Below are 20,729 nucleotides of genomic sequence, written 5' to 3'. Positions count from 1 at the left end.
GAGCAGGACAGGAACGAGACGACGTGATCACCTTCATCGCACGACGGGTGCTGTACTCGATCCCGGTGATCATCGTCGCCTCGTTCATCCTGTTCTGGGCGGTGCGCTCGACGTTCGATCCGCTCGCCAAGCTGCGCCAGGCGCATGACCCGGCCGTGATCGCCCGCGAGGTGGAGAGGCTCGGTCTCGATCGGTCGATCCCCGAGCAGTATCTCCTGTGGCTGCGGTCGCTGATCGTCGGAGACTGGGGCCTCAGCACCCGCACGGGAACCCCGGTCCTGCCGCTGATCGGCGATGCGCTGTGGCCGACAGTGCAGCTCGCCTTCTGGGGGCTGATCATCGCGGTGCTGATCGCCGGCGGCATCAGCGTCTACTCGGCCGTCCGCCAGTACTCGCTCGGGGACAACCTGCTCACCGGCGCCTCGTACATCGGCATCGCGATGCCGGCGTTCTGGTTCGGACTCATCCTCATCCAGACGTTCGCGGTATGGCCCAAGGAGGCGTTCGGGCTCAGCGAGCCGCCTCTCTTCTTCATCGGGCTGCACTCGCCGGGCGAGACCGGCGTGATCGATTACATCCGGCACCTGATCCTGCCCGTCGCCGCCCTCATGATCGCGCTCGTCGCATCGTGGAGCCGCTTCGGGCGGGCGGCGATGCTCGACGCCCTGTCGAGTGACTATGTGCGCACGGCCAGAGCCAAAGGGGTGCCGCGTCGTCAGGTGATCTGGCGGCACGCGGTGCGGAACTCGATGGCGCCGTTCGTCACCGTCGTCGCCCTCGACGCCGCGATCCTCATCGGAGGTCTCGTCGTCACCGAGCAGATCTTCGCGATCCCGGGCATGGGGCGGCTGTTCCTGCAGTCGCTCGTCGCCGGCGACGTCTACGTGCTGCTGCCCTGGATGGTCGTGGTCGCCGTCGCGGTCGTCGTCTGCAACCTGATCGCCGACATCGCCTATGCGGTGCTCGACCCGAGAGTGAGGCTGTCATGAGCGGTGCGGGCATCGCCGGACGCGAGGAGATCCTCGCCGAGCAGGATCCGCAGAAGGCGCCCACCCGCCAGCTGCTCAGAGGGTTCCTGCATCACCGACTCGCGGTGACGAGTCTCGTCGTGCTGACCATCCTGCTGATCGCGTGCTTCGGCGCCGGCTGGCTCGCCCCGTACCCGCAAGGGCAGCAGGATCTGCTGCTCGGCCCGACACCCCCGTCGGGCGAGCACTGGCTCGGCACCGATGAGCTGGGCCGCGACTACCTCAGCGAGATCCTCTTCGCGGGGCAGATCTCGCTCGCGATCGGCCTCGCCGTCGCTCTCCTGGCGACGGTCGTGGGCACCGCCCTCGGGGCGATCGCCGGGTACGTCGGCGGCTGGGTCGGCGAGCTCATCATGCGCATCACCGACCTGTTCCTCATCGTCCCCGCCATCGCGCTGCTCGCGGTGATCCTGCAGGGGCTCGGGCCCTCGCCGACGACGATCGTCCTGGCGCTCACGGCACTCGGGTGGACGTACATCGCCCGCGTCGTGCGCGCCCAGGTGCTGTCGCTGCGGGAGAAGGACTTCATCGACGCGGCGCGCGGCATCGGAGCATCCGGATTCCGCATCGTCGTCTCGCACCTCCTGCCGAACCTCGCGGGCGTGATCGTCGTGGCGATGAGCCTCGCCGTCGCGTCGTCGATCATCGCCGAGTCGACCCTGAGCTTCCTCGGGTTCGGTGTGCAGCCGCCCCAGACCAGCTGGGGCTCGATGCTCAGTCAGGCCGCGGGCTATGTGGGCACACCCCAGGTGTACCTGCTGTACTTCCCCGGCCTGTTCATCCTCGTCACGGTGCTGTGCGTCAACTTCATCGGCGACGGACTCCGTGACGCCCTCGACCCGCAGGGGAAGAATCTATGAGCACCGCAGAGATCCTCCTCGAGGTCGACGACGTCGCGATCAGCTTCCCGACGGATGCCGGCCTCGCTCGAGCCGTCGAAGGCGTCTCGTTCGTTCTACGCACCGGAGAGACGGTCGGCATCGTCGGCGAGTCCGGATCGGGCAAATCGATGACGGCGATGGCCATCATGGGGCTGCTGCCGAAGAAGGCCGTCGTCACCGGATCGATCAAGCTCCGCGGGCGTGAACTCGTCGGACTCTCGGATGCCGAGCTGCGTGAGATCCGCGGCAAGGACATCGCGATCGTGTTCCAGGACGCTCTGACCGCGCTGAATCCGGTCATGCGGGTGGGCGAGCAGCTGATCGAGGCGGTGCGGGTGCATCGGCCCGATTCGACGGCGGCCGAGCGCAGGGCGCGGGCCGTCGAGCTGCTCGATGTCGTCGGCATCCCCTCGCCCGAACTGCGGGTCGACCGTTTTCCGCACGAGTTCTCGGGCGGCATGCGGCAGCGTGTGATGATCGCGATGAGCATCGCGAACGAGCCCGACCTGCTGATCGCCGACGAGCCGACCACCGCCCTCGACGTCACGGTGCAGGCGCAGGTGCTCGAGGTGCTGCGCGAGGTGCAGCGGCGCACGGGCACGACCGTGCTGCTCATCACCCACGACCTCGGCGTCGTCGCCGGCACCGCCGATCGGGTGCTGGTGATGTACGCGGGCGGGCTGGTCGAGACGGCCGACGTCGACCCGCTGTTCTACGAGACCGCGCATCCGTACACGGCGGGGCTGCTCGCCTCGCTGCCTCGGCTCGACCGCCGCTCGTCTCGGGACGAGCGGCTCTATCAGATCGCCGGGCAACCGCCGGTGGCGACAGCCTGGCCCGGCGGATGCCGCTTCGCACCGCGCTGCGCCCATGCGGTCGAGGGGCTCTGCGATGCCGTGGTGCCACCGCCGATCGAGGTGGGCGCCGGGCATACGGCCGCATGCGTACGGGTCGACGAATGGCAGAAGGAGGTCGTGTCATGAGTGATCGCGTCGTGAGCGAGGTCGTTCGAGGAGGCACCGGTCTGACCGTCGAGGGGCTCGTGAAGGAGTACAAGGTCGGCGGAGGGCTGTTCGGACGCACGCGCGACGTCGTGCAGGCCGTGTCGGATGTGAGCCTCTCGATCGATGCCGGCCAGACGTTCGGCCTCGTGGGCGAATCCGGGTGCGGCAAGTCGTCGCTCGGACGCAGCGTCGCCCGATTGCAGTCGAGTGACGGCGGCACGATCCGGCTCGGCGGCGACGACATCACCGGCCTCGAGGGCGGGCGGCTGCGGGCGCTGCGGCGTCGGGTGCAGTTCGTGTTCCAGGACCCCTACGCATCGCTCAACCCGCGCAAGTCCGTGCGCGCCACGATCACCGAACCACTCGTGATCCACGGGCTGCACCGTGGACGGCACGAGCAGCGGGTCGAGGAGCTGCTGGCGCAGGTGGGGCTGAACCCGGCCCACGCCGATCGCTTTCCGCACGAGTTCTCAGGCGGTCAGCGCCAGCGGCTCGGCATCGCGCGCGCTCTCGCGGTGGAGCCCGAGGTCATCGTGCTCGACGAGCCGGTCAGCGCCCTCGATGTGAGCGTGCAGGCCGGAGTGCTCAACCTGCTCGACGATCTGCAGCGCGACCTCGGTCTCACCTACCTCTTCATCGCGCACGACCTGTCGGTGGTGCGACACCTGAGCGACCGCGTCGGGGTCATGTACCTCGGCAAGCTCGTCGAAGAGGGACCGGTCGATGAGCTCTACGAGCGGCCGCTGCATCCGTACACCCAGGCGCTGCTGTCGGCGATCCCCGTGCCCGACCCCCGAGCCGAGCGGGCGCGGGAGCGCATCGTGCTGACGGGTGACGTGCCGAGTCCGGTCTCGCCGCCGTCCGGATGCCGCTTCCGCACCCGCTGCTGGAAGGCCACCGAAGTCTGCGCCGAGGTCGTGCCCCTGCTCGTCGACCACGGCGACACCCACGGCGTGGCCTGCCACCACCCCGCCGAGCGGGACGTGCTCTGAGGTTCGCTCCTCCGTCCCCTCTGTCCGTACCCGGAAGGAATCCCATGACCACCACGCACCGCATCGCCGTGATCGCCGGCGACGGCATCGGCACCGAGGTGATGCCCGAGGGGCTGCGGGTGCTGCGTGCCGCGGCATCCCGCTTCGACATCGCGCTCGAGTTCGAGGAGTTCGAGTTCGCGAGCGCCGCCTACTGGCAGAAGCACGGGCGGATGCTGCCGGAGGACTGGTTCGAGACGCTCAGCGGGTTCGACGCGATCTACTTCGGCGCCGTCGGCTGGCCCGATGTCGTGCCCGATCACGTGAGCCTCTGGGGCAGCCTCATCCAGTTCCGGCGTGCGTTCGACCAGTACGTGAACCTGCGACCGTGCCGTCTCATGCCCGGCGTCGTCTCTCCGCTCGCCGGCCGCGAGCCCGGTGACATCGACTTCTACGTGGTGCGCGAGAACACCGAGGGCGAGTACTCGTCTATCGGCGGGCGCATGTTCGAGGGCACCGAGCGGGAGTTCGTGCTGCAGGAGACGGTGATGACTCGCACGGGTGTCGACCGGGTGCTGCGGTATGCGTTCGACCTGGCGCAGAAGCGCGGCGGCCATCTCACGTCCGCGACGAAGAGCAACGGCATCTCGATCTCGATGCCCTACTGGGACGAACGGGTCGCCGCGGTCGCCGCGGACTACCCCGATGTGCGGCGTGACCAGTTCCACATCGACATCCTCACCGCGAACTTCGTGCTGCATCCCGACTGGTTCGACGTCGTGGTGGCGAGCAACCTGTTCGGCGACATCCTCTCGGACCTCGGACCGGCATGCACCGGCACGATCGGCATCGCACCGAGCGCCAACATCAACCCGGAGGGGCTGTTCCCCAGCCTCTTCGAGCCCGTGCACGGCTCGGCGCCCGACATCGCCGGGCGGGGAATCGCGAACCCGATCGGCCAGATCTGGTGCGGTGCGATGATGCTCGAGCACCTCGGGTATTCGGATGCCGGGGCCGCCGTGCTCGGCGCGATCGAAGACGTGCTCAGCAGGGGAGCGGATGCTGCGCCCTTCACCCCCGACCTCGGAGGCACCGCCACGACGGTCGAGCTCGGTCGGGCGATCGCCGAGGTCGTCGGCGGGTAAGGGTCTGCGGCGTCCAGCTCTGCGGGGCGCCGATCAGAGGCCGAGCTTCTCCGCGCAGGCGACGCAGTGCGTGGCGAACGGGCGCACCTCGAGTCGCGCCTCGGGAATCGGCCTGCCGCAGTGCGCGCAGACGCCGTAGGTGCCGGCATCCAGTCGTGCGATCGCGTCGTCGACCTGCTGGAGTTCGGATGCCGCCGCGTCGGCGAGCCCGGTCAGCCGTGACCACTCGGACGAGAGCGTGACGCCCTCGGGGTCGTGCTCGTCGTCGTCGTTCGAGCCTTCGCGATCGTGCATCAGCTCGGCGAGGGTCGCCGCCGTCGATGCGACCCGCGCCGTCGCCTCGGCGCGCAGCATCTCGAGGCGTGAGCGGGCATCCGACGTCATCCGCACACTCTAGGCGGCACCTCCGACACCAGCCGTTCACTCAGCGTTCCGTTTCGAGTACGGCGGTCTCGTAATTGCCTGTCACCTTCGCGAGTTGGAATACCCATGTTCTCGGAATTCGGGAACGCCTCCTCCCGAAAGGTCATCATGCGCCGCCTCACCCTGCCCGCCGTCGGCCTCCTCGGCGTCGCCGCCCTCGCCCTGACCGGCTGCCAGAGCCCGTCCGCCGAAGCGGCCCCCGCCGACCCGAACGCTCCTCTCACGATCGCGACGATCCCGGTCGGTGACGACCCCACAGCCGAGAACCCCGTCGAGGTCTTCGCCGAGCTGCTCGAAGACGCCACCGGCCGCGACGTCGAGATCACCGATGTTCCCGACTACCTCAGCGTCGTCGAGGCGATCCGCGCCGACCACGTCGACATCGGCATCATGAGCGGCTTCCCCTCGGCGCTCGCCGTGAACACGGGCGAGGTCGACGCGCTCGTCGCCTTCCAGGGCGACGGCAAGCCCGTCTCGACCTGTGTGGTGCTGAACGACTCGCCGATCCAGACCGTCGAGGACCTCGAGGGCAAGACCGTCGCCTTCGCCGACCAGGCGTCGAGCTCGGGCTACTTCATGCCGGTGTACATGCTGCATGAGGCAGGCCTCGAGCAGGGCACCGACTACGAGGCGATCTTCGCCGGCGGACACGAAGGCAGCTTCGCCGCGCTCGAGCAGGGACAGGTGGATGCCGCCTGCACTGCCGTCATGCTGACCGAGCTCGGCGCGCCGATGTTCCCGTTCGCCGACGGGGAGTGGCGTGCGGTGGGTGAGAGCCCGGCGATGGATATCCAGGGTGCTGTGCTCGGACGTCAGTCGCTCGACGCCGAGACCCGCAAGGTCATCCAGGAGGGCATCGCCGAAGTCTTCTCGCCCGAGAACGCCGAGCGCCTCGGAGCGTACGGCGCCTTCGCCGCCGCCGAGCAGACCGTCGACCCCGACGGCTCGTCGTTCGCCTCGTTCGCCGAGATCGCCGCGGTCGCCGGTGTCGAGCTCAAGGACCTCAAGTGACGAGTCCCGCACCCGTCGTCGCTTCGCTGGAGAACGCGCGCGGTGCGTCCGCCGATCGGCATGTCGCCTCCCGACGCGCCGAGACGGCATCCGATGGTCTGGGATCGCCGACGGCGGAAGAGCTCCGCACCCCGACCGCCGAGCTGCGCCAGGCCCTGCCGCTCGTCACGGTGCGCGACCTCAGCGTCGCGTATGACACCACCACCGTGCTCGACGGCGTCGATCTCGACCTGTTCCCGGGCGAGATGGTCGCGCTGCTGGGCGCCTCGGGGTCGGGCAAGTCCACCCTGATGCGCAGTCTCACGGGCTTCGCGCCGATCTCGGCAGGGTCGGCTCGGGTCGCCGGCCACGACGTCACCAATCTCGCGCGCGGCGAGCTGCGCACCCTGCGGTCGGATGTCGGCCAGGTGTTCCAGCAGTTCAACCTCATCCCGCGCCTGAGCGTCATGACGAACGTGCTGGCCGGAGCCCTGCACGGCGCGGGCTCCATCAATCTGGTCGGCGGCTTCTCGAGCGCGCACCGTCGCCGCGCACTCGAGCTGCTCGATCGCGTCGGCATCGCGCACAAGGCCAACGAGCCTGCTCGCTCGCTGTCGGGCGGACAGCAGCAGCGCGTCGCGATCGCCCGCGCTCTCATGCAGCAGCCGAAGGTGATCCTCGCCGACGAACCGGTCGCGTCGCTCGACCCGAAGCTCGCCGACTCCGTTCTCGGTCTGCTGCGCGAGATCGCCACCGAAGACGGCATCCCCGTGCTCGTCAGCCTGCACGTGCTGCCGCTGGCCCTCGCGCACAGCGACCGCATCATCGGCCTGCGGCACGGACGGATGCTGGTCGCCGGCGCCACTTCGCAGCTGGATGCCGCGGCCCTCGCGCCGCTCTACGACGACGAGGAGCACGACGATGACGCTCACCACTGACCCCCGCTCCACGGCAGGGTCGGCAGGCTCAGCCGGCCCCGCCGCCGGCACGACCGACCGCTCGATCTCGAGGCCGACCCTCGACCCTGCCGAGCGCTCGCGGCTGGAGCGGGCGTTCCGGGTGCCGCGCGCGAGGTTCCTGCTCGGGCTGCCGATCGCCGCCCTGCTGCTGATCTGGTCGTTCAACGGCGCCGAGTTCAACTTCATCAAGCTGGGCGACGGCGCGGTCAACATGGGCGAGTTCCTGTCACGCCTGCTCCCGCCGGACTTCTCGAAGATCGGCACGATCCTCGCGCTGCTGCTCGAGACCTTCCAGATGGCGGTGGTCGGCACCGTGCTCGGAGCCGTGCTGTCGCTGCTCGTCGCCTTCGGGGCGTCGTCGAACATCGCGCCGAAGTGGGTCTACTACCCGACGCGCTGGGTGATGAACATCATCCGCTCGGTGCCCGACCTGGTGTTCGCGCTCATGTTCGTCTCGGCCGTCGGACTCGGTCCGTTCGCCGGCATCCTGGCCATGACCCTCGGCTCGATCGGGTCGATCGGCAAGATCTTCGCCGAGGCCATGGAGCAGGTCGACCGCGGACCCGTCGTCGCCATGGAGGCGGTCGGTGCCTCGAAGCGTCAGGTCATCCAGTACGGCATCCTGCCGCAGAGCGCACCGCTGCTCACGTCTTACACGCTGCTGCTGTTCGAGGGCAACGTGCGCGGCGCGACCATCCTCGGCCTCGTCGGCGCCGGTGGCATCGGCCTCGAGCTGACCACCGCCATGCGCATGTACGACTACGGCCACCTCAGCGCCATCATCATCTGCATCATCGTGCTCGTCACGGCGATCGACCAGGGCAGTGCCCTCATCCGAAGGAGAATCACATGACCATCGCCGACATCGACCTGGTGCTCAGCGCCCCCGTGAACCTGCGCGACCTCGGCGGCATCCCGATCGAGGGGGGAATTCTGCGGGAGGGTCTCGCGATCCGCACGGATGACCTCGCCTACGTCACGACCGAGATCGCGTCGCAGCTCGTAGCCGCAGGGCTCACCGCGATCATCGACCTGCGCTCGCCGCTCGAGGTCTCGGTCACGGGGCGGGGTCCGCTCGCCGACTACCCGGTCGCGTACCACCACCTGCCGCTGATCGCGGATGTCGGGGAGTCGATGAACCGCGACGCTCCCGAGCTCAGCCACGACGCCATGGGCCGGATGTACCTGCGCATGGTCGAGGTCGCCGCACCCCAGCTCGTCACCGCGCTGAACGTGATCGCCTACACGCCGGGAACCGCGGCGTTCCACTGCGCGGCCGGACGCGACCGCACCGGAGTCGTGGCGGCGATGCTGCTGCTCGCCCTCGGCGCGGCCGATGATGACATCGTCGCCGACTACGCCCTCACCGGCGGCAACATGGTCGCGATCATGCAGCGCACCGCACCCGTGATGGGCGCGATGTGGAAGGCGCTCGGCTTCGACGCGGATGCCGCCGGTGCGACGTCGTCGCTGCTGGAGGGTTCGATGGAGGTGTCGATGCGCACCCTGCTCGACACCCTCCGCGCGCAGCACGGCGATGCACTCGCTCCGCTGCGAGCGGCGGGACTGTCGGATGCGACTGTCGCGCGGCTCCGTGAGCGGGCGCTCGCCGCGTGACGACCGTGGAGCTGGAGGCTCGCGTCGCGAGCGCGGGTGACGCTGTCGGTGCCGCTCCGGTCGCCGTCGGAACTGCGGGCTCGACGTCTGCGGGCGCGAACTGCGCGGGCGCGACGGATGCCGGGGCTGCGGTCCGCCGCCGCCCCGGCCGTCCGCGCGATGAGGACATGGACGGGCAGATCGTCGCCGCGACGCTCGAGATCATCGATGCGGGCGAGGACGTCACCGTCAGCCGCGTCGTCGCGCGGAGCGGAGTCAGTCGCGCTGCCCTGTATCGGCGGTGGCCGTCGCTCACGACGCTGATCGCGGCGGCGCTCGACGTCGGACGCACCATCCCGCCCGAATACCCGGACGGTGTCGACCTGCGTGAGGCGCTGTTCGACGGGTTCGGTCTCGGTGACACCGGGGTGGCGCTGTCTGTCGCGGCATCCGGCTATGCGGAGGAACGATTCCGGCAGCGCATCCGACTCGTCATGTCGGATCGCGCACTGCAGAAGGCGTACTGGCAGTCGCACGTGTCGCGGCGACGAGTGCCGCTCCTGAACGCGTTGCGCGCGGGAATCTCCCGTGGCGAGCTGCGGGCCGACCTCGACGTCGAGGCGTGCTTCGATGCGATAGCCGGCACCGCGTACTACCAGATCGTCGTGCGCGGCGACCGGATGGACGACCCTGCGGTGGCCGCTCGCCTGCGGGCTGCGGTCGAGACGATCTGGCGCGGGATGGTCGCCTGACCCACGCGTCCCGGGGACCCACCCGGGCATCCGGGTGAGGTGATGCAGACGGCGGGCTGGATCACGAATGGCGGGAGCATCGCCCTCAGGGGATCTCACGCGCAGAAGGAGATCTCACGCACGGAAGGAGCATTCCTCGGATGGGCTCCTTCGTTGTGCGAGATCTCCTTCGCAGGGACGCCGTCGCGGCAGTCGGCAGTCACTGCCGCGACGTCAGCGGAAGGAGATCTCACGCGCCGAAGGGATCTCAGGCGCGGAAGGAGATCTCACGCACCGAAGGAGCATTCCGCGGATGGGCTCCTTCGTTGTGCGAGATCTCCTTCGCAGGGACGCCGAGCGGCAGTCACTGCCGCGACGTCAGCGCGCCTCAGGCGTCTCCGAGCTCGCCACGACCTGCACCGTGTCGGTCCTGACTCCCGGGTGCTCGCGCTCGAGCGCTGCACCCTCCATGTCGACGTTCGGAAGGATGCGGTCGAGCCACCGCGGCAGCCACCAGGCCGACCGGCCGAGCAGGTGCATGAGCGCCGGCATGAGCAGCATCCGGACGACGAAGGCGTCGAGCAGCACACCGAACGCCAGGCCGAAGCCGATCGAGCGGATGATGGTCGACTCCGAGAAGATGAACCCGCCGAAGACCGACACCATGATGAGTGCCGCGGCGACGACGACCGAACGTCCGGCCCGGAAGCCCTGCGCGACGGCATCCCGTGCCGAGGCTCCGTGCACGTACGCCTCGCGCATCCCCGAGGCGAGGAAGAGCTGGTAGTCCATCGCCAACCCGAACAGGATGCCGACGAGGATCACGGGCAGGAAGCTGAGGATGGGCCCCGGGCTGTCCAGGCCGATGAGGTCGGCGCCCCAGCCCCACTGGAACACGGCGACGATCAGGCCGTAGGTCGCGAACAGCGAGAGCACGAAGCCACCGGTGGCGATGATCGGCACGAGCAGCGAGCGGAACACGACGATCATGATGAGCAGCGAGAGCCCGACCACGACCACGAGGTAGAGCGGCAGGACGGCGGCCAGTGCCTCGGAGATGTCGATGTTGGTCGCGGCCTGCCCGGCGACGCCGAGGGTGATGCCGCCGTCGAGCTGCGGCAGCGCGCGGATGTCCTGCACGAGCTTCTCGGTCGATGCGCTGTTCGGGCCTTCGGCGGGGAGCACCTGGAACGCGAGCAGAGTGTTGTCGTCGGAGTTCGCGATCGGGGCGACACCCACGACGTCGTCCTGGTCGGCGATCTTTTGGGCGATCTCGACCTGCGTGGCGAGCAGGTCGTCGTCGCTCACCGCATCGTCGAGGGTGGCTGTGACGAGCAGCGGACCGTTCGCCCCTTCGCCGAACTGCTCGTCGACGATGTGGAAGGCGCGGTAGCTGGTCGAATCCGACGGTTCGCTCGCGCCGTCGGGCAGTCCGAGGCGCATCGACATCGACGGGATCGCGACGATCAGCAGTGCGATCACGCTGACGAGCACGGTGACGATCGCGCGGAGCGTGGACATCCGCTTCACGGGCTTGCCCGCGGCGTGCGGCTGGCCGATCGTGGAGCGAGCCTTGCCGCTGAGCAGTCGTGTTCCGACGAGGCCGAGGATCGCGGGGGCGAGCGTGATGGCGACGAGCACGGCGACGCCGACGCAGACCGCGCCGACCGTGCCCATGAGTCCGAGGAACGGAACGCCGGTGACGTTGAGGGCCAGCAGCGCGACGATCACCGTGGTGCCGGCGAACACCACGGCCGTTCCCGAGGTGCCGGTGGCGAGGCCGATGGATTCGCGAACCGGAACACCGTTGAGCAGCTGCTTGCGGTGCCGGTTCACGATGAAGAGCGAGTAGTCGATGCCGACGGCGAGACCGAGCATGACGCCGAGCACGGGGGTGACGGATGCCATGTCGACGACGCCCGAGAAGGCGAGAGATGCGGTCACGCCGACGCCCACGCCGACGACGGCCGTCACGATCGGCAGTGCTGCACCGATGAGTGTGCCGAGCATGACGATCAGCACGACGGCGGCGAATGCGAGTCCGATCGCTTCGCCGACGCCGAAGATCTCGGGCACGCCCTGCGCGATGTCGGTGCCGAAGTCGACCTCGACGCCCTCGATCGGCGAGGACTCGAAGTGCTCGATCGTGCCCTGCTTGACCTCTTCGGAGAGTTCGAGACGGGGGTCTTCGAACGAGACGTTGACGATAGCCGTCGAGCCATCCTCCGAGACGACGCCGATGCCGTTCGTGAGGTCGAGGAGCGTGGAACCGAGGTCGACCTTCTCGGCGTTCGCATCGAGTTCGGCGCGCGAGTCGTCGATGGTCTTCTGTTGCGCATCGAGCTGGGCTGCCTGCGCGTTCAGAGCCTCGATCTGCGCATCCAGTGCTGCGAGCTGCTGGGCCGGAGCGCCGCCCGCTTCTGCCTGCGACCGAGCCGTGGTCAGCTGGTCGAGACCGGCCTCGAGCTGCGTGCGACCCTCGTCGAGCTGCGTCTGACCGGCGTCGAGCTGCGCCCGGCCACCCTCGATCTGGTCCTTGCCGTCGGCGAGATCCTGCGCCTGCACGGCCTGCTGCTGCTGTGCGTCGAACGGGTCGATCACGGATGCCACGCCGTCGAGGTCTTCGGCGCTCTTCGCGAGCGCGGAGATCTCCTGCTTCTGCTGCTCCGTGAAAGCCGAGCCGTCGGTCGTCTGATAGACCACCGTGCCCGTGCCGCCGGCGGTGTCGGGCAGCTTCTCGGCGAGCTGGTCGGTCACAGCGCCCGAGGCGGTGCCGGGGATGTCGAAGCTGTTGCTCAGCGTGCCGCCGAGCGTGAGGAACGCGCCGACACCCAGGCCGAGGATGACGACCCACGAGACGATCACCGTCCACGCCTTGCGTGCAGCGAACGAACCCAGGCGGAACAGCAGTGAAGCCAAAACGATCTCCTTCAGACGAATAGATCATACGGGGCGTCTCGTCTAGTGTTCTGTGGTTATCCTGAACGTGTGGTGAACGAGCATCGGAGCGGACCCGTGCGCAGCACGGCTGCCCGCGAAGCGATCCTCGACGCCACCGCACGCCTCTTCCATAACCAGGGGTACGACCGTCTCACGATCGAGGGGATCGCGAAAGAGGCCGGCGTCGGCAAGCAGACCATCTATCGGTGGTGGCCGTCGCGCGGAGCCCTCATCGGCGAATGCCTCGCCGAGGGCCGCCTGATCCCCGTCGACTTCGTGGTTCCCGACACGGGAGACCTCGCCGACGATGTCGAGACCTGGCTGCGCAGCGTGCTGTCCATCCTCGAAGCGCCGGAGGGAGGGGCACTTCTCCGCTCGCTCGTGGCGGCCGCCACCGAGGACGCCGGAGTCGGCGCGCACCTCGGTGAGAGCCTCGGCGTCGAGAAGTACCTGGCCGAGCGCATCCGCGGCGGCATCCGCGACGGGCAGCTCGCCCCGGACGCACCGGTCGAGCAGCTGGGACGGGCGATCCTCGGGGCGATCATCGTCGAGTCCCTCGTTCGAGACGAGCACGACACCGACGCGATCGTTCGGCTGACGCGCTTCCTCTTCTCGCGATAGCAGCAGCGGGCGCGTGCGTGGTCATCGCGCCGAGACCGCTCTGCCGCCGCCGGTCTGAGCCTCCATGCCCGAACGGTGGCCGTGCGCGAAGGAGCCGGGATCCGCGCCGCGGCGTCGCCGGGCGGGTGTCGTCGCCATCTCGTCGACCGCCTCGTCCACTCGGCTCCGGCGCGAGGTGAGAACGAGCTCGGTCCCCGAGCCGCTCTCTTCGACCGCAGCGCGGCGACTCTCCTCGATCCGGTTCATGGCACCCGCGGCGAACCCCCGGAGGAAGCCGCTGCGCGCTCGACGTCTCACCCCTTCGCGATGGCCGGCATACAGATCGCGATGCGCGATCCACCACGCACGCATCGCGACCGTGGCCTGCACCTGCAGACTGGCGGTCAGCGTCTGCACCTGCGTCACATCCGACGAGTGCCCGACCAGCAGCAGGCCGGCGATCGGCGGGTACTCCGCCAGGATCGGGCGCACCGCACCCAGTCCGTAGGCCACGCCGATGCCGATCTCACGAAGGTCCTTCGCGTAGACGCCGCGGAACAGCATCCTCTCGGTGACGATCTGCTCGCGCATCTGCCCCAGGAGTCCCCGTCTTTCGTCGATCTGCGCCTGCTCGATCCCGTACTTCACGATCAGGCGCTCGGCGTGCTCGGTCAGAGCCTCGGCCTCTTCGGGCGTCGTGCTCTCGGCCTTGGCGAGCAGTTTGGCGATCAGGTCGAGCTTGGCTTCGGTCATGGCATCCCCCAATGGATCTGTGATGCCTCGGATCCTTCGCGGGGGCGCCTACATTGCGAGGCCGAGTTCCGGGGACTGTGAAGAAACCCGGATGACGGATGCCGGTGCAGAAGAGGATGCCGCGAGGCCCGCCGGGCGCAGGTTCGGACCCGGTCGCCGACACGCCGCCACGGGGGCCGGGGTCGCCGGAGTGCCGCCGGGCACCCCGAACCAGCGTCGGAAAGAGACCCGAGAAGAACTCGACTCAGCCCAGGATCAGCGTGATGACTGTCGCGCCGCCGCCACCCAGGATGAGGGCGATGATGACGGTCCAGGCGACGATGCGCATGCGGCGATTGCGCTTCTCGCCGAGATCGCCGTAGTCCTCGCTCAGACCGTCGCCGCTCATGCGCTGACCGGCTCGGTGACCGTGGGGCCGAAGGCGGCGGGCAGGGTGGCCTGCGAACGCTCGCGGATCTCGGCGATCGGCACGGTGAAGACGTCCTGCACCTCGAGCTTGTCGCCCTCGGAGTCGGTCACGCCGATGCGCATCACCGGGTAGTCGCGGCCTTCGCAGAGTCCGCGGAACTTGACGTCGTCTTCACGCGGAACGGTGACGATGACGCGGCCCGTCGACTCCGAGAAGAGGGCGGATGCCGCATCCACACCGTCGCGCTCGATGATCTCGTTCAGCCAGACGCGTGCGCCGACGCCGAAGCGCGAGACGCCCTCGGCGAGGGCCTGCGCGAGGCCACCCTCCGACACGTCGTGCGCCGACGAGATCAGCCACTCGTCACGGGCGGCTCCGAGCAGACCCGCGAGGCGCTTCTCGCCCGCGAGGTCGACCTTCGGGGGCAGTCCGCCGAGGTGCTGGTGCACGGTCTCGGCCCACGCCGAACCCGAGAGCTCGGTCGAGGTCGTGCCGAGCAGGTAGATGTTCTGACCCTCGTCCTGCCATCCCGAGGGGATGCGGCGCGAGACGTCGTCGATGATGCCGAGCACGCCGACGAGCGGGGTCGGGTGGATCGGCACGTCGCCGGTCTGGTTGTAGAACGAGACGTTGCCGCCGGTGACCGGGGTGCCGAGTTCGTAGCATCCGTCGGCGAGACCGTCGACGGTCTGCCCGAACTGCCACATGACCTCGGGGTTCTCGGGGGAGCCGAAGTTCAGGCAGTCGGTGATCGCGGTGGGAACGGCACCCGTGACGGCGACGTTGCGGTACGCCTCGGCGAGTGCGAGCTGCGCACCGGCGTACGGGTCGAGCTGGCAGTAGCGTCCGTTGGCGTCGGTCGAGATCGCGAAGCCGAGTCCCGACTCCTCGTCGACGCGGATCATGCCGGCGTCATCGGGGAACGACAGGGCCGTGTTGCCGAGCACGTAGTAGTCGTACTGGTTGGTGATCCAGCGGGTGTCGGCGAGGTTCGGCGAGGCGACCAGGTCGAGGAACTGCTCGCGAAGCACCTCGGGGTCGTTCGACCGCGGAAGGTTCTCAGCGGCATCCGCCTGCAGTGCGTCGATCCACGTGGGGTACGCGACCGGGCGGTCGTAGACCGGGCCGTCGACCGCGACGGTCGAGGGGTCGACGTCGACGATGCGCTCGCCCTGCCAGTCGATGATGAGGCGGCCGTCGCCGGTGACCTCACCGAGGACCGACGTCTCGACGTCCCACTTCTGAACGACGGCGAGGAACGCGTCGAGCTTCTCGGGAGCGACGATCGCCATCATGCGCTCCTGCGACTCCGACATGAGGATCTCCTCGGCCGTGAGCGACGGGTCGCGCAGCAGCACGTTGTCGAGCGAGACCTTCATGCCGCTGTTGCCGTTGGCCGCGAGCTCGCTGGTCGCGCACGAGATGCCGGCTGCGCCGAGGTCCTGGATGGCCTCGACCAGCTCGTCGCGGTAGAGCTCGAGGCAGCACTCGATGAGCACCTTCTCGGCGAACGGGTCGCCCACCTGCACCGCGGGGCGCTTGGTGGGTCCGGTGCTGTCGAACGAGTCGGATGCCAGGATGCTGGCACCGCCGATGCCGTCGCCACCCGTGCGGGCGCCGAACAGCACGACCTTGTTGCCGACGCCGGTCGCATTGGCGAGCTTGAGGTCCTCGTGGCGGAGCACGCCGACCGCGAGCGCGTTGACGAGCGGGTTGGCCTGGTAGACGGAGTCGAAGACCGTCTCGCCCCCGATGTTCGGCAGACCCAGGCAGTTGCCGTAGAAGCTGATGCCGCTGGTCACGCCGTGCACGACGCGAGCGGTGTCGGGGTGGTCGATCGCGCCGAAGCGGAGGGCGTCCATGACCGCGACCGGACGTGCGCCCATCGAGATGATGTCGCGGACGATGCCGCCGACGCCGGTCGCGGCGCCCTGGAACGGCTCGATGAAGCTGGGGTGGTTGTGGCTCTCGGCCTTGAAGGTGACGGCCCAGCCCTCGCCGACGTCGATGACGCCCGCGTTCTGGCCCATGCCCACCATGAGGCGTTCCTTCATCTCGTCGGAGACCTTCTGACCGAAGCGGCGCAGGTAGTTCTTCGACGACTTGTACGAGCAGTGCTCCGACCACATGACCGAGTACATCGCCAGCTCGCCGGAGGTCGGGCGGCGGCCCAGGATCTCCTTGATGCGGGCGTACTCGTCGTCCTTGAGGCCCAGCGCTGCGTACGGCTGCTCCTTCTCCGGAGTCGCGGTGGCGTTCTCGACGGAGTCGGGGACGTGCTTGTGGGCAGGTGCAGGGGCGGTGGTCACGCGCACTCCTAGATGAGGGGCCGGCGGGGCATGGCCAGTCTACCGGGGGATGCCGTGGCCATCGGCCCGGGCGGACAGCGGGGTCTACGTCAGGAGCGGCCCGAGCTCCCGTGCGGCCGCGGTGAGGGAGAGCGCGATCGAGTCGGAGCTGTCGATCTGCCGGCGCGGGCCCGAGTAGGAGAGCGCTCCGGCGAGCGTGCCGGAGGCATCGGTGATCGGCGCGACCAGGCAGCCACGCTGACCGTCGCGGGCGCGGATCACCCCCTGCGAGCGGAGTTCGGAGACCAGGTCACCGGCGGCGGTCTCCCCGCGCACGACCAGGGGCAGCAGGCCGAGGGCGTAGCGGGTGGGCTCCTGCTGCAGGCCCTGCCGATTCGAGAGGGGGAAGTCGGGGTCCTCATCGGCGACGACGACCCGGTCGTCACGATAGAGCACGAGGTGGATGCCGCCCCTCGCGCTCGCCCTGGTGCGCTCGAGCACGTCCCGTGCGGCGCGCGGGATGCGTTCGACGCCGATGCTGCCGGCCAGCAGCGCCACCTTCGTGCCCAGGGCGAATCCGGTGAGATCCGGCGTCCGGACGAGGTACTCGTCCTGCACCAGCAGGTTGAGCAGGCGATAGGTGGTCGCACGCGGCATCCCGAGCCGCTCGGCCAGCTGCCGCGCTGTGACGCCGGCACCCATCGCAGCGACGGCCTCCAGCATCGACAGCGCGCTGTGGATGGCGGCGGGCTGGCGGGCCGTGATCGATACCGCGTCGCCAGCCGTCATCCGTCGGCGTCCCCCGGTTCGCCCCCGTGTGCGCTGCCGCCGCCGGTGCGGGCCACGCCGCCGAGAACGTGGGCGGCGACCGGCTCGTCGTAGCGCCCGACCTCGCCGAGAGGCGAGCGCCGTCGCCATCGGATCAGTGCCGCCGCGATGACGGCGATGCCGACGGTGAGCCAGACTCCCGGATTCCCCGCGGCCGCCTCCGCGACGAGATAGACCGTCAGGCATGCCGCAAGCGCCGCCGCCGCGCTGACGGCGGCGATGACGGAACCGACGGTGACCTCCCCGATACGGCGCAGGAACAGGGGAGCGGCGATGCAGACCAGCACGTAGGCGACGATGTAGCCCGCTGCCGAGATCAGCAGGACGGCCTTCATCGCGTCCCACGGTGACACGCCGGCCGCGACGATCACGAGCGGTGCGAGGACGATCGGCGGGACCGCGACGACGACCGCGCCGATCGGGGTGCGGTGGCGCCCGTGCGTGCGGCCGAGTCGGGCGGGGAGGACACCGTCGCGGGCGAGCGCGAACACGATACGGGTGAGGGCGGTCGTCGAGGCGATCGCGCAGGCCAGACCCGAGGTGGCGATGCCGACGTCCGCCACGGCGGCCCATGCGGAGAGGCCGAAACGCGACGCGAGATCGTCGAGGAGCGCGACCGATGCCGTCCCCCGATCGCGGCGGCTCCTGCGATCTGCGTGTAGGCGGCGATGAGGTAGAACACTCCGGCGACGCCGACGCTCCACACGATGGCGCGAGGGATGTTCTTCAGCGGCGAGCGGGCCTCGACGCCGAGCGTCGCGGAGCTCTCGAACCCCACGAACGCGGTGATCGCGAGAACGGCACCGCCGGCGACGCCGGCCACGGAGATGCCGTCGGCCGAGAAGATCGCTGCCGGTTGGAGCGGCCCGATGTGCACGAGGAGCACGATCATCAGCGACAGGATCAGCGCGACGGAGATGAGTTCGACGACGAGCGCGACCCGGGATGAGAGGCGGATGCCGCGCACGAGCACGATCGCGAGCACCGCTGCTTCGACGACGAGAGCGCCCAGGGCGATCGGCGTCGCGGCGAGCTGAGGCCACAGTCGGGTCACGAGCATGGTCGCATAATGGGCGCCGCCCAGGAGAGCGAAGATCGAGATGAAGGCATACCCGACGAGGATCGCTGCACCGGTCGCGAGTCCGCCCGCCGCGCCGAGTCCGCGCGCCGCGTAGGTGTACAGCGAGCCGCTGGCGGCGAACCGACGAGTGAACTGGTTGATCGTCCGAGCGACCAGGAACGTGATGATCATGGCGAGGGCCATCACGAGCACGGTGGCGCCGCCCGCCAGGTCCGCCACCAGCAGCACCGCCATCGCCGAGGCGGCGGCTGGGGCGACGGCCGCGACCGATTGCGCGAGGATGTCGGCGAAACCCACGGTGTGTCTGTCCAGTCCGTGCAACGGCGAGCGGGCGGCGAACGAGCGCACGGTCTGCGGGCGCTCGATCGCCTCTTCCAGTGCAGACATGGGGCCTCCGCCTGTCTCGTGATGGGAGGAGGCTACGAGCGGCCTGTTGCCGGAGCGCGTCTGCGATGTTTCACGCAGATGTCACCCGAATGAGACGGCCGGAGTTCCGGTGTCCCGTTCGCGGCGAACGCAGACGTCACTCCAGCGAGACGGGTGGGAAATCCCGCCGCGGCAGGGTGGGGGAACCGCTCCACTCCGCTTCTCTCAGAAGGGTTTGCACATGGTCCAGATTCAACCCAGCGCCACCGAGACCTCCCCGAAGAAGGTCCTGTCGGGATCGCTCGGTGCTACCGCGATCGTCTTCATGGTGGTCGCCGCCGCCTCGCCCCTGACTGTCATCGGCGGGTCCGCCCCACTCGGCATCCTGCTCGGCAACGGGGCGGGCTTCCCGGCGCTGTATGCGATCAGCGCCGTCGTTCTCGTGCTCTTCGCCGTCGGCGTCTCCGCGATGGCCAAGCACGTCCCCAACCCCGGGGCGTTCTTCACCTACGTCGGATACGGCCTCGGACGCTCGACCGGTCTCGCATCCGCCTGGATCGCGATGCTCACGTATACGACGATCCAGGTGTCCGTGTACGGGTACATGGGCTACGTGCTGAGCTTCACTTTCGAGGGGTTCGGCATCACGCTCCCATGGTGGCTGTACTCGATCGCCGTCGTCGCGCTCGTCGGGTTCCTCGGCTATCGCCACATCGATCTGTCCAGCAAAGTGCTCGGCGTGCTGCTCTGCGCCGAGGTCGGAATCGTCCTCCTTCTCGTAGCGGCGGTCGTGATCTCCGGCGGCCCTGAAGGTCTGAGCCTGGCTCCGTTCGAGCCGAAGAACGTCGCGAGCGGTTCCCCCGGCGTCGGGCTCATGATGGCCATCGCCGCCTTCATCGGGTTCGAGGCGACCGCCGTCTTCCGCAGCGAGGCGCGCGATCCCGACCGCACGATCCCCCGCGCCACCTATATGGCCGTGATCGGCGTCGGCGTGTTCTACACGCTCGCCTCATGGGGCCTCGTCATGGCGTGGGGTCCCTCGAACATCCTGGAGGAGGCCGCAGCCGACCCGGGAACGCTCATCCTCCGCACGATGTCGGCGTACCTCGGCGCCACCGGCGAGATCATCACGAACATCCTCCTCATCACCGCGATGTTCGCCTGCGTGCTGTCGTTCCACAACGTCGTCGCCCGTTACCAGTACTCCATGTCAGGCGCCGGCGTGCTGCCCGACCGGGTGGGCGCCGTGCACCCCCGGCACATGTCTCCGCACGTGTCCTCGCTCGTGCAGAGCATCACCGCGATCGTCCTCGTCGCGCTGTTCGCCGTTCTGCAGCTCGACCCGGTGCTGCAGGTGTTCACCTGGTTCGCCGGGGTCGCGACCGTGGCGATCGCCCTCCTGATGGCGGTCACCTCGATCGCGGTCATCGTCTACTTCGCGAGGACACGCAAGGACCGGAGGATCTGGAACACCGTGATCGCCCCCGTGCTCGGTTTCATCGGCCTGGTGCTCTCCGTGGTCATGATCGTCGTCTACTTCCCGATCATGGTCGGCGATGCGGATGCCACAGGCGCGCCCGTGTTCGGCGCGGTCAGCTGGAGTCTGCTCGGGCTGGTGATCGTCTTCCCCCTCATCGGGTACGCCCAGGCCGCGTGGATCAGAGCCCGCAGGCCCGCGGCATACGTCAAGCTCACCGACGCCATCGCCGGCTGAGGCGCACCATGAGCGCGACCGA

Annotated in this window: 19 protein-coding genes and 1 pseudogene; 12 read left to right on the top strand and 8 right to left on the bottom strand. The window is 69.1% G+C overall.

The genetic code is table 11. From position 1 onward, the window contains the following. The first annotated feature begins 23 nt into the window (after window positions 1-23). From ACZZZF_RS10520 to ACZZZF_RS10500, 5 genes are read left to right on the top strand one after another with little or no spacing between them, the layout of a single operon-like run. Complete coding sequence (locus ACZZZF_RS10520; RefSeq protein WP_187249067.1) at window positions 24-989, top strand: ABC transporter permease; 966 nt, start codon at window positions 24-26, stop codon at window positions 987-989. Continuing rightward, window positions 986-1,888, top strand: a complete 903-nt coding sequence (locus ACZZZF_RS10515) for an ABC transporter permease (protein ID WP_463498266.1) — start codon at window positions 986-988, stop codon at window positions 1,886-1,888. The genes ACZZZF_RS10520 and ACZZZF_RS10515 overlap by 4 nt, the downstream gene beginning before the upstream one ends. Continuing rightward, on the top strand, window positions 1,885-2,892 hold the full coding sequence (locus ACZZZF_RS10510) for an ABC transporter ATP-binding protein (protein ID WP_463498264.1): 1,008 nt from the start codon (window positions 1,885-1,887) through the stop codon (window positions 2,890-2,892). Before ACZZZF_RS10515 ends, ACZZZF_RS10510 begins: the two co-directional genes overlap by 4 nt. Then, a complete protein-coding gene (locus ACZZZF_RS10505) occupies window positions 2,889-3,905 on the top strand; it encodes an ABC transporter ATP-binding protein (protein WP_187249064.1) in 1,017 nt (338 codons plus the stop codon). Before ACZZZF_RS10510 ends, ACZZZF_RS10505 begins: the two co-directional genes overlap by 4 nt. Before the next feature lie 44 nt (window positions 3,906-3,949). Further along, window positions 3,950-5,029, top strand: coding sequence for a tartrate dehydrogenase (locus ACZZZF_RS10500; RefSeq protein WP_463498262.1), 1,080 nt, complete (start codon window positions 3,950-3,952; stop codon window positions 5,027-5,029). A 33-nt stretch (window positions 5,030-5,062) separates the two neighbouring features. On the opposite strand, the gene ACZZZF_RS10495 is transcribed toward ACZZZF_RS10500, so the two are convergent. Then, window positions 5,063-5,413 carry a TraR/DksA family transcriptional regulator gene (locus tag ACZZZF_RS10495; RefSeq protein WP_053098380.1) on the bottom strand — a complete coding sequence of 117 codons (351 nt, stop codon included), beginning with the start codon at window positions 5,411-5,413 and terminating at the stop codon, window positions 5,063-5,065. A gap of 105 nt (window positions 5,414-5,518) precedes the next feature. Here ACZZZF_RS10495 and phnD point away from each other — a divergent pair, with 105 nt between their 5' ends. From phnD to ACZZZF_RS10470, 5 genes are read left to right on the top strand one after another with little or no spacing between them, the layout of a single operon-like run. Continuing rightward, entirely contained in the window at window positions 5,519-6,463 is a 945-nt protein-coding gene (gene phnD / locus ACZZZF_RS10490) for a phosphate/phosphite/phosphonate ABC transporter substrate-binding protein (RefSeq protein ID WP_232224512.1), read from the top strand. Further along, a complete protein-coding gene (locus ACZZZF_RS10485; protein ID WP_233277276.1) occupies window positions 6,460-7,380 on the top strand; it encodes a phosphonate ABC transporter ATP-binding protein in 921 nt (306 codons plus the stop codon). The genes phnD and ACZZZF_RS10485 overlap by 4 nt, the downstream gene beginning before the upstream one ends. After that, window positions 7,364-8,254, top strand: a complete 891-nt coding sequence (gene phnE / locus ACZZZF_RS10480) for a phosphonate ABC transporter, permease protein PhnE (RefSeq protein WP_187249061.1) — start codon at window positions 7,364-7,366, stop codon at window positions 8,252-8,254. Before ACZZZF_RS10485 ends, phnE begins: the two co-directional genes overlap by 17 nt. Beyond that, window positions 8,251-9,018 carry a tyrosine-protein phosphatase gene (locus tag ACZZZF_RS10475; protein WP_463498260.1) on the top strand — a complete coding sequence of 256 codons (768 nt, stop codon included), beginning with the start codon at window positions 8,251-8,253 and terminating at the stop codon, window positions 9,016-9,018. Before phnE ends, ACZZZF_RS10475 begins: the two co-directional genes overlap by 4 nt. After that, window positions 9,015-9,749, top strand: coding sequence for a TetR/AcrR family transcriptional regulator (locus ACZZZF_RS10470; protein ID WP_463498258.1), 735 nt, complete (start codon window positions 9,015-9,017; stop codon window positions 9,747-9,749). Before ACZZZF_RS10475 ends, ACZZZF_RS10470 begins: the two co-directional genes overlap by 4 nt. A 357-nt stretch (window positions 9,750-10,106) precedes the next feature. Here the strand turns inward: ACZZZF_RS10470 and ACZZZF_RS10465 are convergent, their stop codons facing one another. Next, entirely contained in the window at window positions 10,107-12,647 is a 2,541-nt protein-coding gene (locus tag ACZZZF_RS10465) for an MMPL family transporter (protein WP_463498256.1), read from the bottom strand. Window positions 12,648-12,719: 72 nt separating this feature from the next. Between ACZZZF_RS10465 and ACZZZF_RS10460 the strand changes: the two genes are divergently transcribed. Then, entirely contained in the window at window positions 12,720-13,289 is a 570-nt protein-coding gene (locus tag ACZZZF_RS10460) for a TetR/AcrR family transcriptional regulator (RefSeq protein WP_320489505.1), read from the top strand. A gap of 21 nt (window positions 13,290-13,310) precedes the next feature. Here the strand turns inward: ACZZZF_RS10460 and ACZZZF_RS10455 are convergent, their stop codons facing one another. From ACZZZF_RS10455 to ACZZZF_RS10430, 6 genes and pseudogenes are all read right to left on the bottom strand, one after another. Beyond that, complete coding sequence (locus tag ACZZZF_RS10455) at window positions 13,311-14,021, bottom strand: DUF2786 domain-containing protein (protein WP_463498255.1); 711 nt, start codon at window positions 14,019-14,021, stop codon at window positions 13,311-13,313. 244 nt (window positions 14,022-14,265) lie between these two features. After that, on the bottom strand, window positions 14,266-14,409 hold the full coding sequence (locus tag ACZZZF_RS10450) for a hypothetical protein (RefSeq protein ID WP_171821968.1): 144 nt from the start codon (window positions 14,407-14,409) through the stop codon (window positions 14,266-14,268). Then, window positions 14,406-16,739 (bottom strand): phosphoribosylformylglycinamidine synthase subunit PurL, encoded by a 2,334-nt coding sequence (purL, locus tag ACZZZF_RS10445; RefSeq protein ID WP_053098386.1) that lies wholly within the window; start codon window positions 16,737-16,739, stop codon window positions 14,406-14,408. Before purL ends, ACZZZF_RS10450 begins: the two co-directional genes overlap by 4 nt. Before the next feature lie 84 nt (window positions 16,740-16,823). Continuing rightward, a complete protein-coding gene (locus tag ACZZZF_RS10440) occupies window positions 16,824-17,507 on the bottom strand; it encodes a helix-turn-helix domain-containing protein (protein ID WP_463498254.1) in 684 nt (227 codons plus the stop codon). Next, complete coding sequence (locus ACZZZF_RS10435; protein WP_463498253.1) at window positions 17,504-18,109, bottom strand: amino acid permease; 606 nt, start codon at window positions 18,107-18,109, stop codon at window positions 17,504-17,506. Before ACZZZF_RS10435 ends, ACZZZF_RS10440 begins: the two co-directional genes overlap by 4 nt. Window positions 18,110-18,258: 149 nt before the next feature. Beyond that, a pseudogene (locus ACZZZF_RS10430) lies at window positions 18,259-18,798 on the bottom strand (APC family permease); the annotation flags it as partial. A gap of 436 nt (window positions 18,799-19,234) precedes the next feature. Here ACZZZF_RS10430 and ACZZZF_RS10425 point away from each other — a divergent pair. Then, a complete protein-coding gene (locus tag ACZZZF_RS10425; protein ID WP_053098388.1) occupies window positions 19,235-20,707 on the top strand; it encodes an APC family permease in 1,473 nt (490 codons plus the stop codon). Window positions 20,708-20,729: the final 22 nt, after the last annotated feature.

The sequence above is a fragment of the Microbacterium sp. AC215 genome, assembly GCF_979258645.1.
The sequence above is the reverse complement of the archived record's forward strand: the minus strand, read 5'-3'. Positions and strand labels throughout refer to the sequence as shown.

Coding starts and splice junctions, on each gene's coding strand:
- ACZZZF_RS10515 (WP_463498266.1), top strand. CDS start 986: ATGAGCGGTGCGGGCATCGCCGGACGCGAGGAGATCCTCGCCGAGCAG.
- ACZZZF_RS10510 (WP_463498264.1), top strand. CDS start 1,885: ATGAGCACCGCAGAGATCCTCCTCGAGGTCGACGACGTCGCGATCAGC.
- ACZZZF_RS10505 (WP_187249064.1), top strand. CDS start 2,889: ATGAGTGATCGCGTCGTGAGCGAGGTCGTTCGAGGAGGCACCGGTCTG.
- ACZZZF_RS10500 (WP_463498262.1), top strand. CDS start 3,950: ATGACCACCACGCACCGCATCGCCGTGATCGCCGGCGACGGCATCGGC.
- ACZZZF_RS10495 (WP_053098380.1), bottom strand. CDS start 5,413: ATGACGTCGGATGCCCGCTCACGCCTCGAGATGCTGCGCGCCGAGGCG.
- phnD (WP_232224512.1), top strand. CDS start 5,519: ATGTTCTCGGAATTCGGGAACGCCTCCTCCCGAAAGGTCATCATGCGC.
- phnE (WP_187249061.1), top strand. CDS start 7,364: ATGACGCTCACCACTGACCCCCGCTCCACGGCAGGGTCGGCAGGCTCA.
- ACZZZF_RS10475 (WP_463498260.1), top strand. CDS start 8,251: ATGACCATCGCCGACATCGACCTGGTGCTCAGCGCCCCCGTGAACCTG.
- ACZZZF_RS10455 (WP_463498255.1), bottom strand. CDS start 14,021: ATGACCGAAGCCAAGCTCGACCTGATCGCCAAACTGCTCGCCAAGGCC.
- ACZZZF_RS10450 (WP_171821968.1), bottom strand. CDS start 14,409: ATGAGCGGCGACGGTCTGAGCGAGGACTACGGCGATCTCGGCGAGAAG.
- ACZZZF_RS10440 (WP_463498254.1), bottom strand. CDS start 17,507: ATGACGGCTGGCGACGCGGTATCGATCACGGCCCGCCAGCCCGCCGCC.
- ACZZZF_RS10425 (WP_053098388.1), top strand. CDS start 19,235: ATGGTCCAGATTCAACCCAGCGCCACCGAGACCTCCCCGAAGAAGGTC.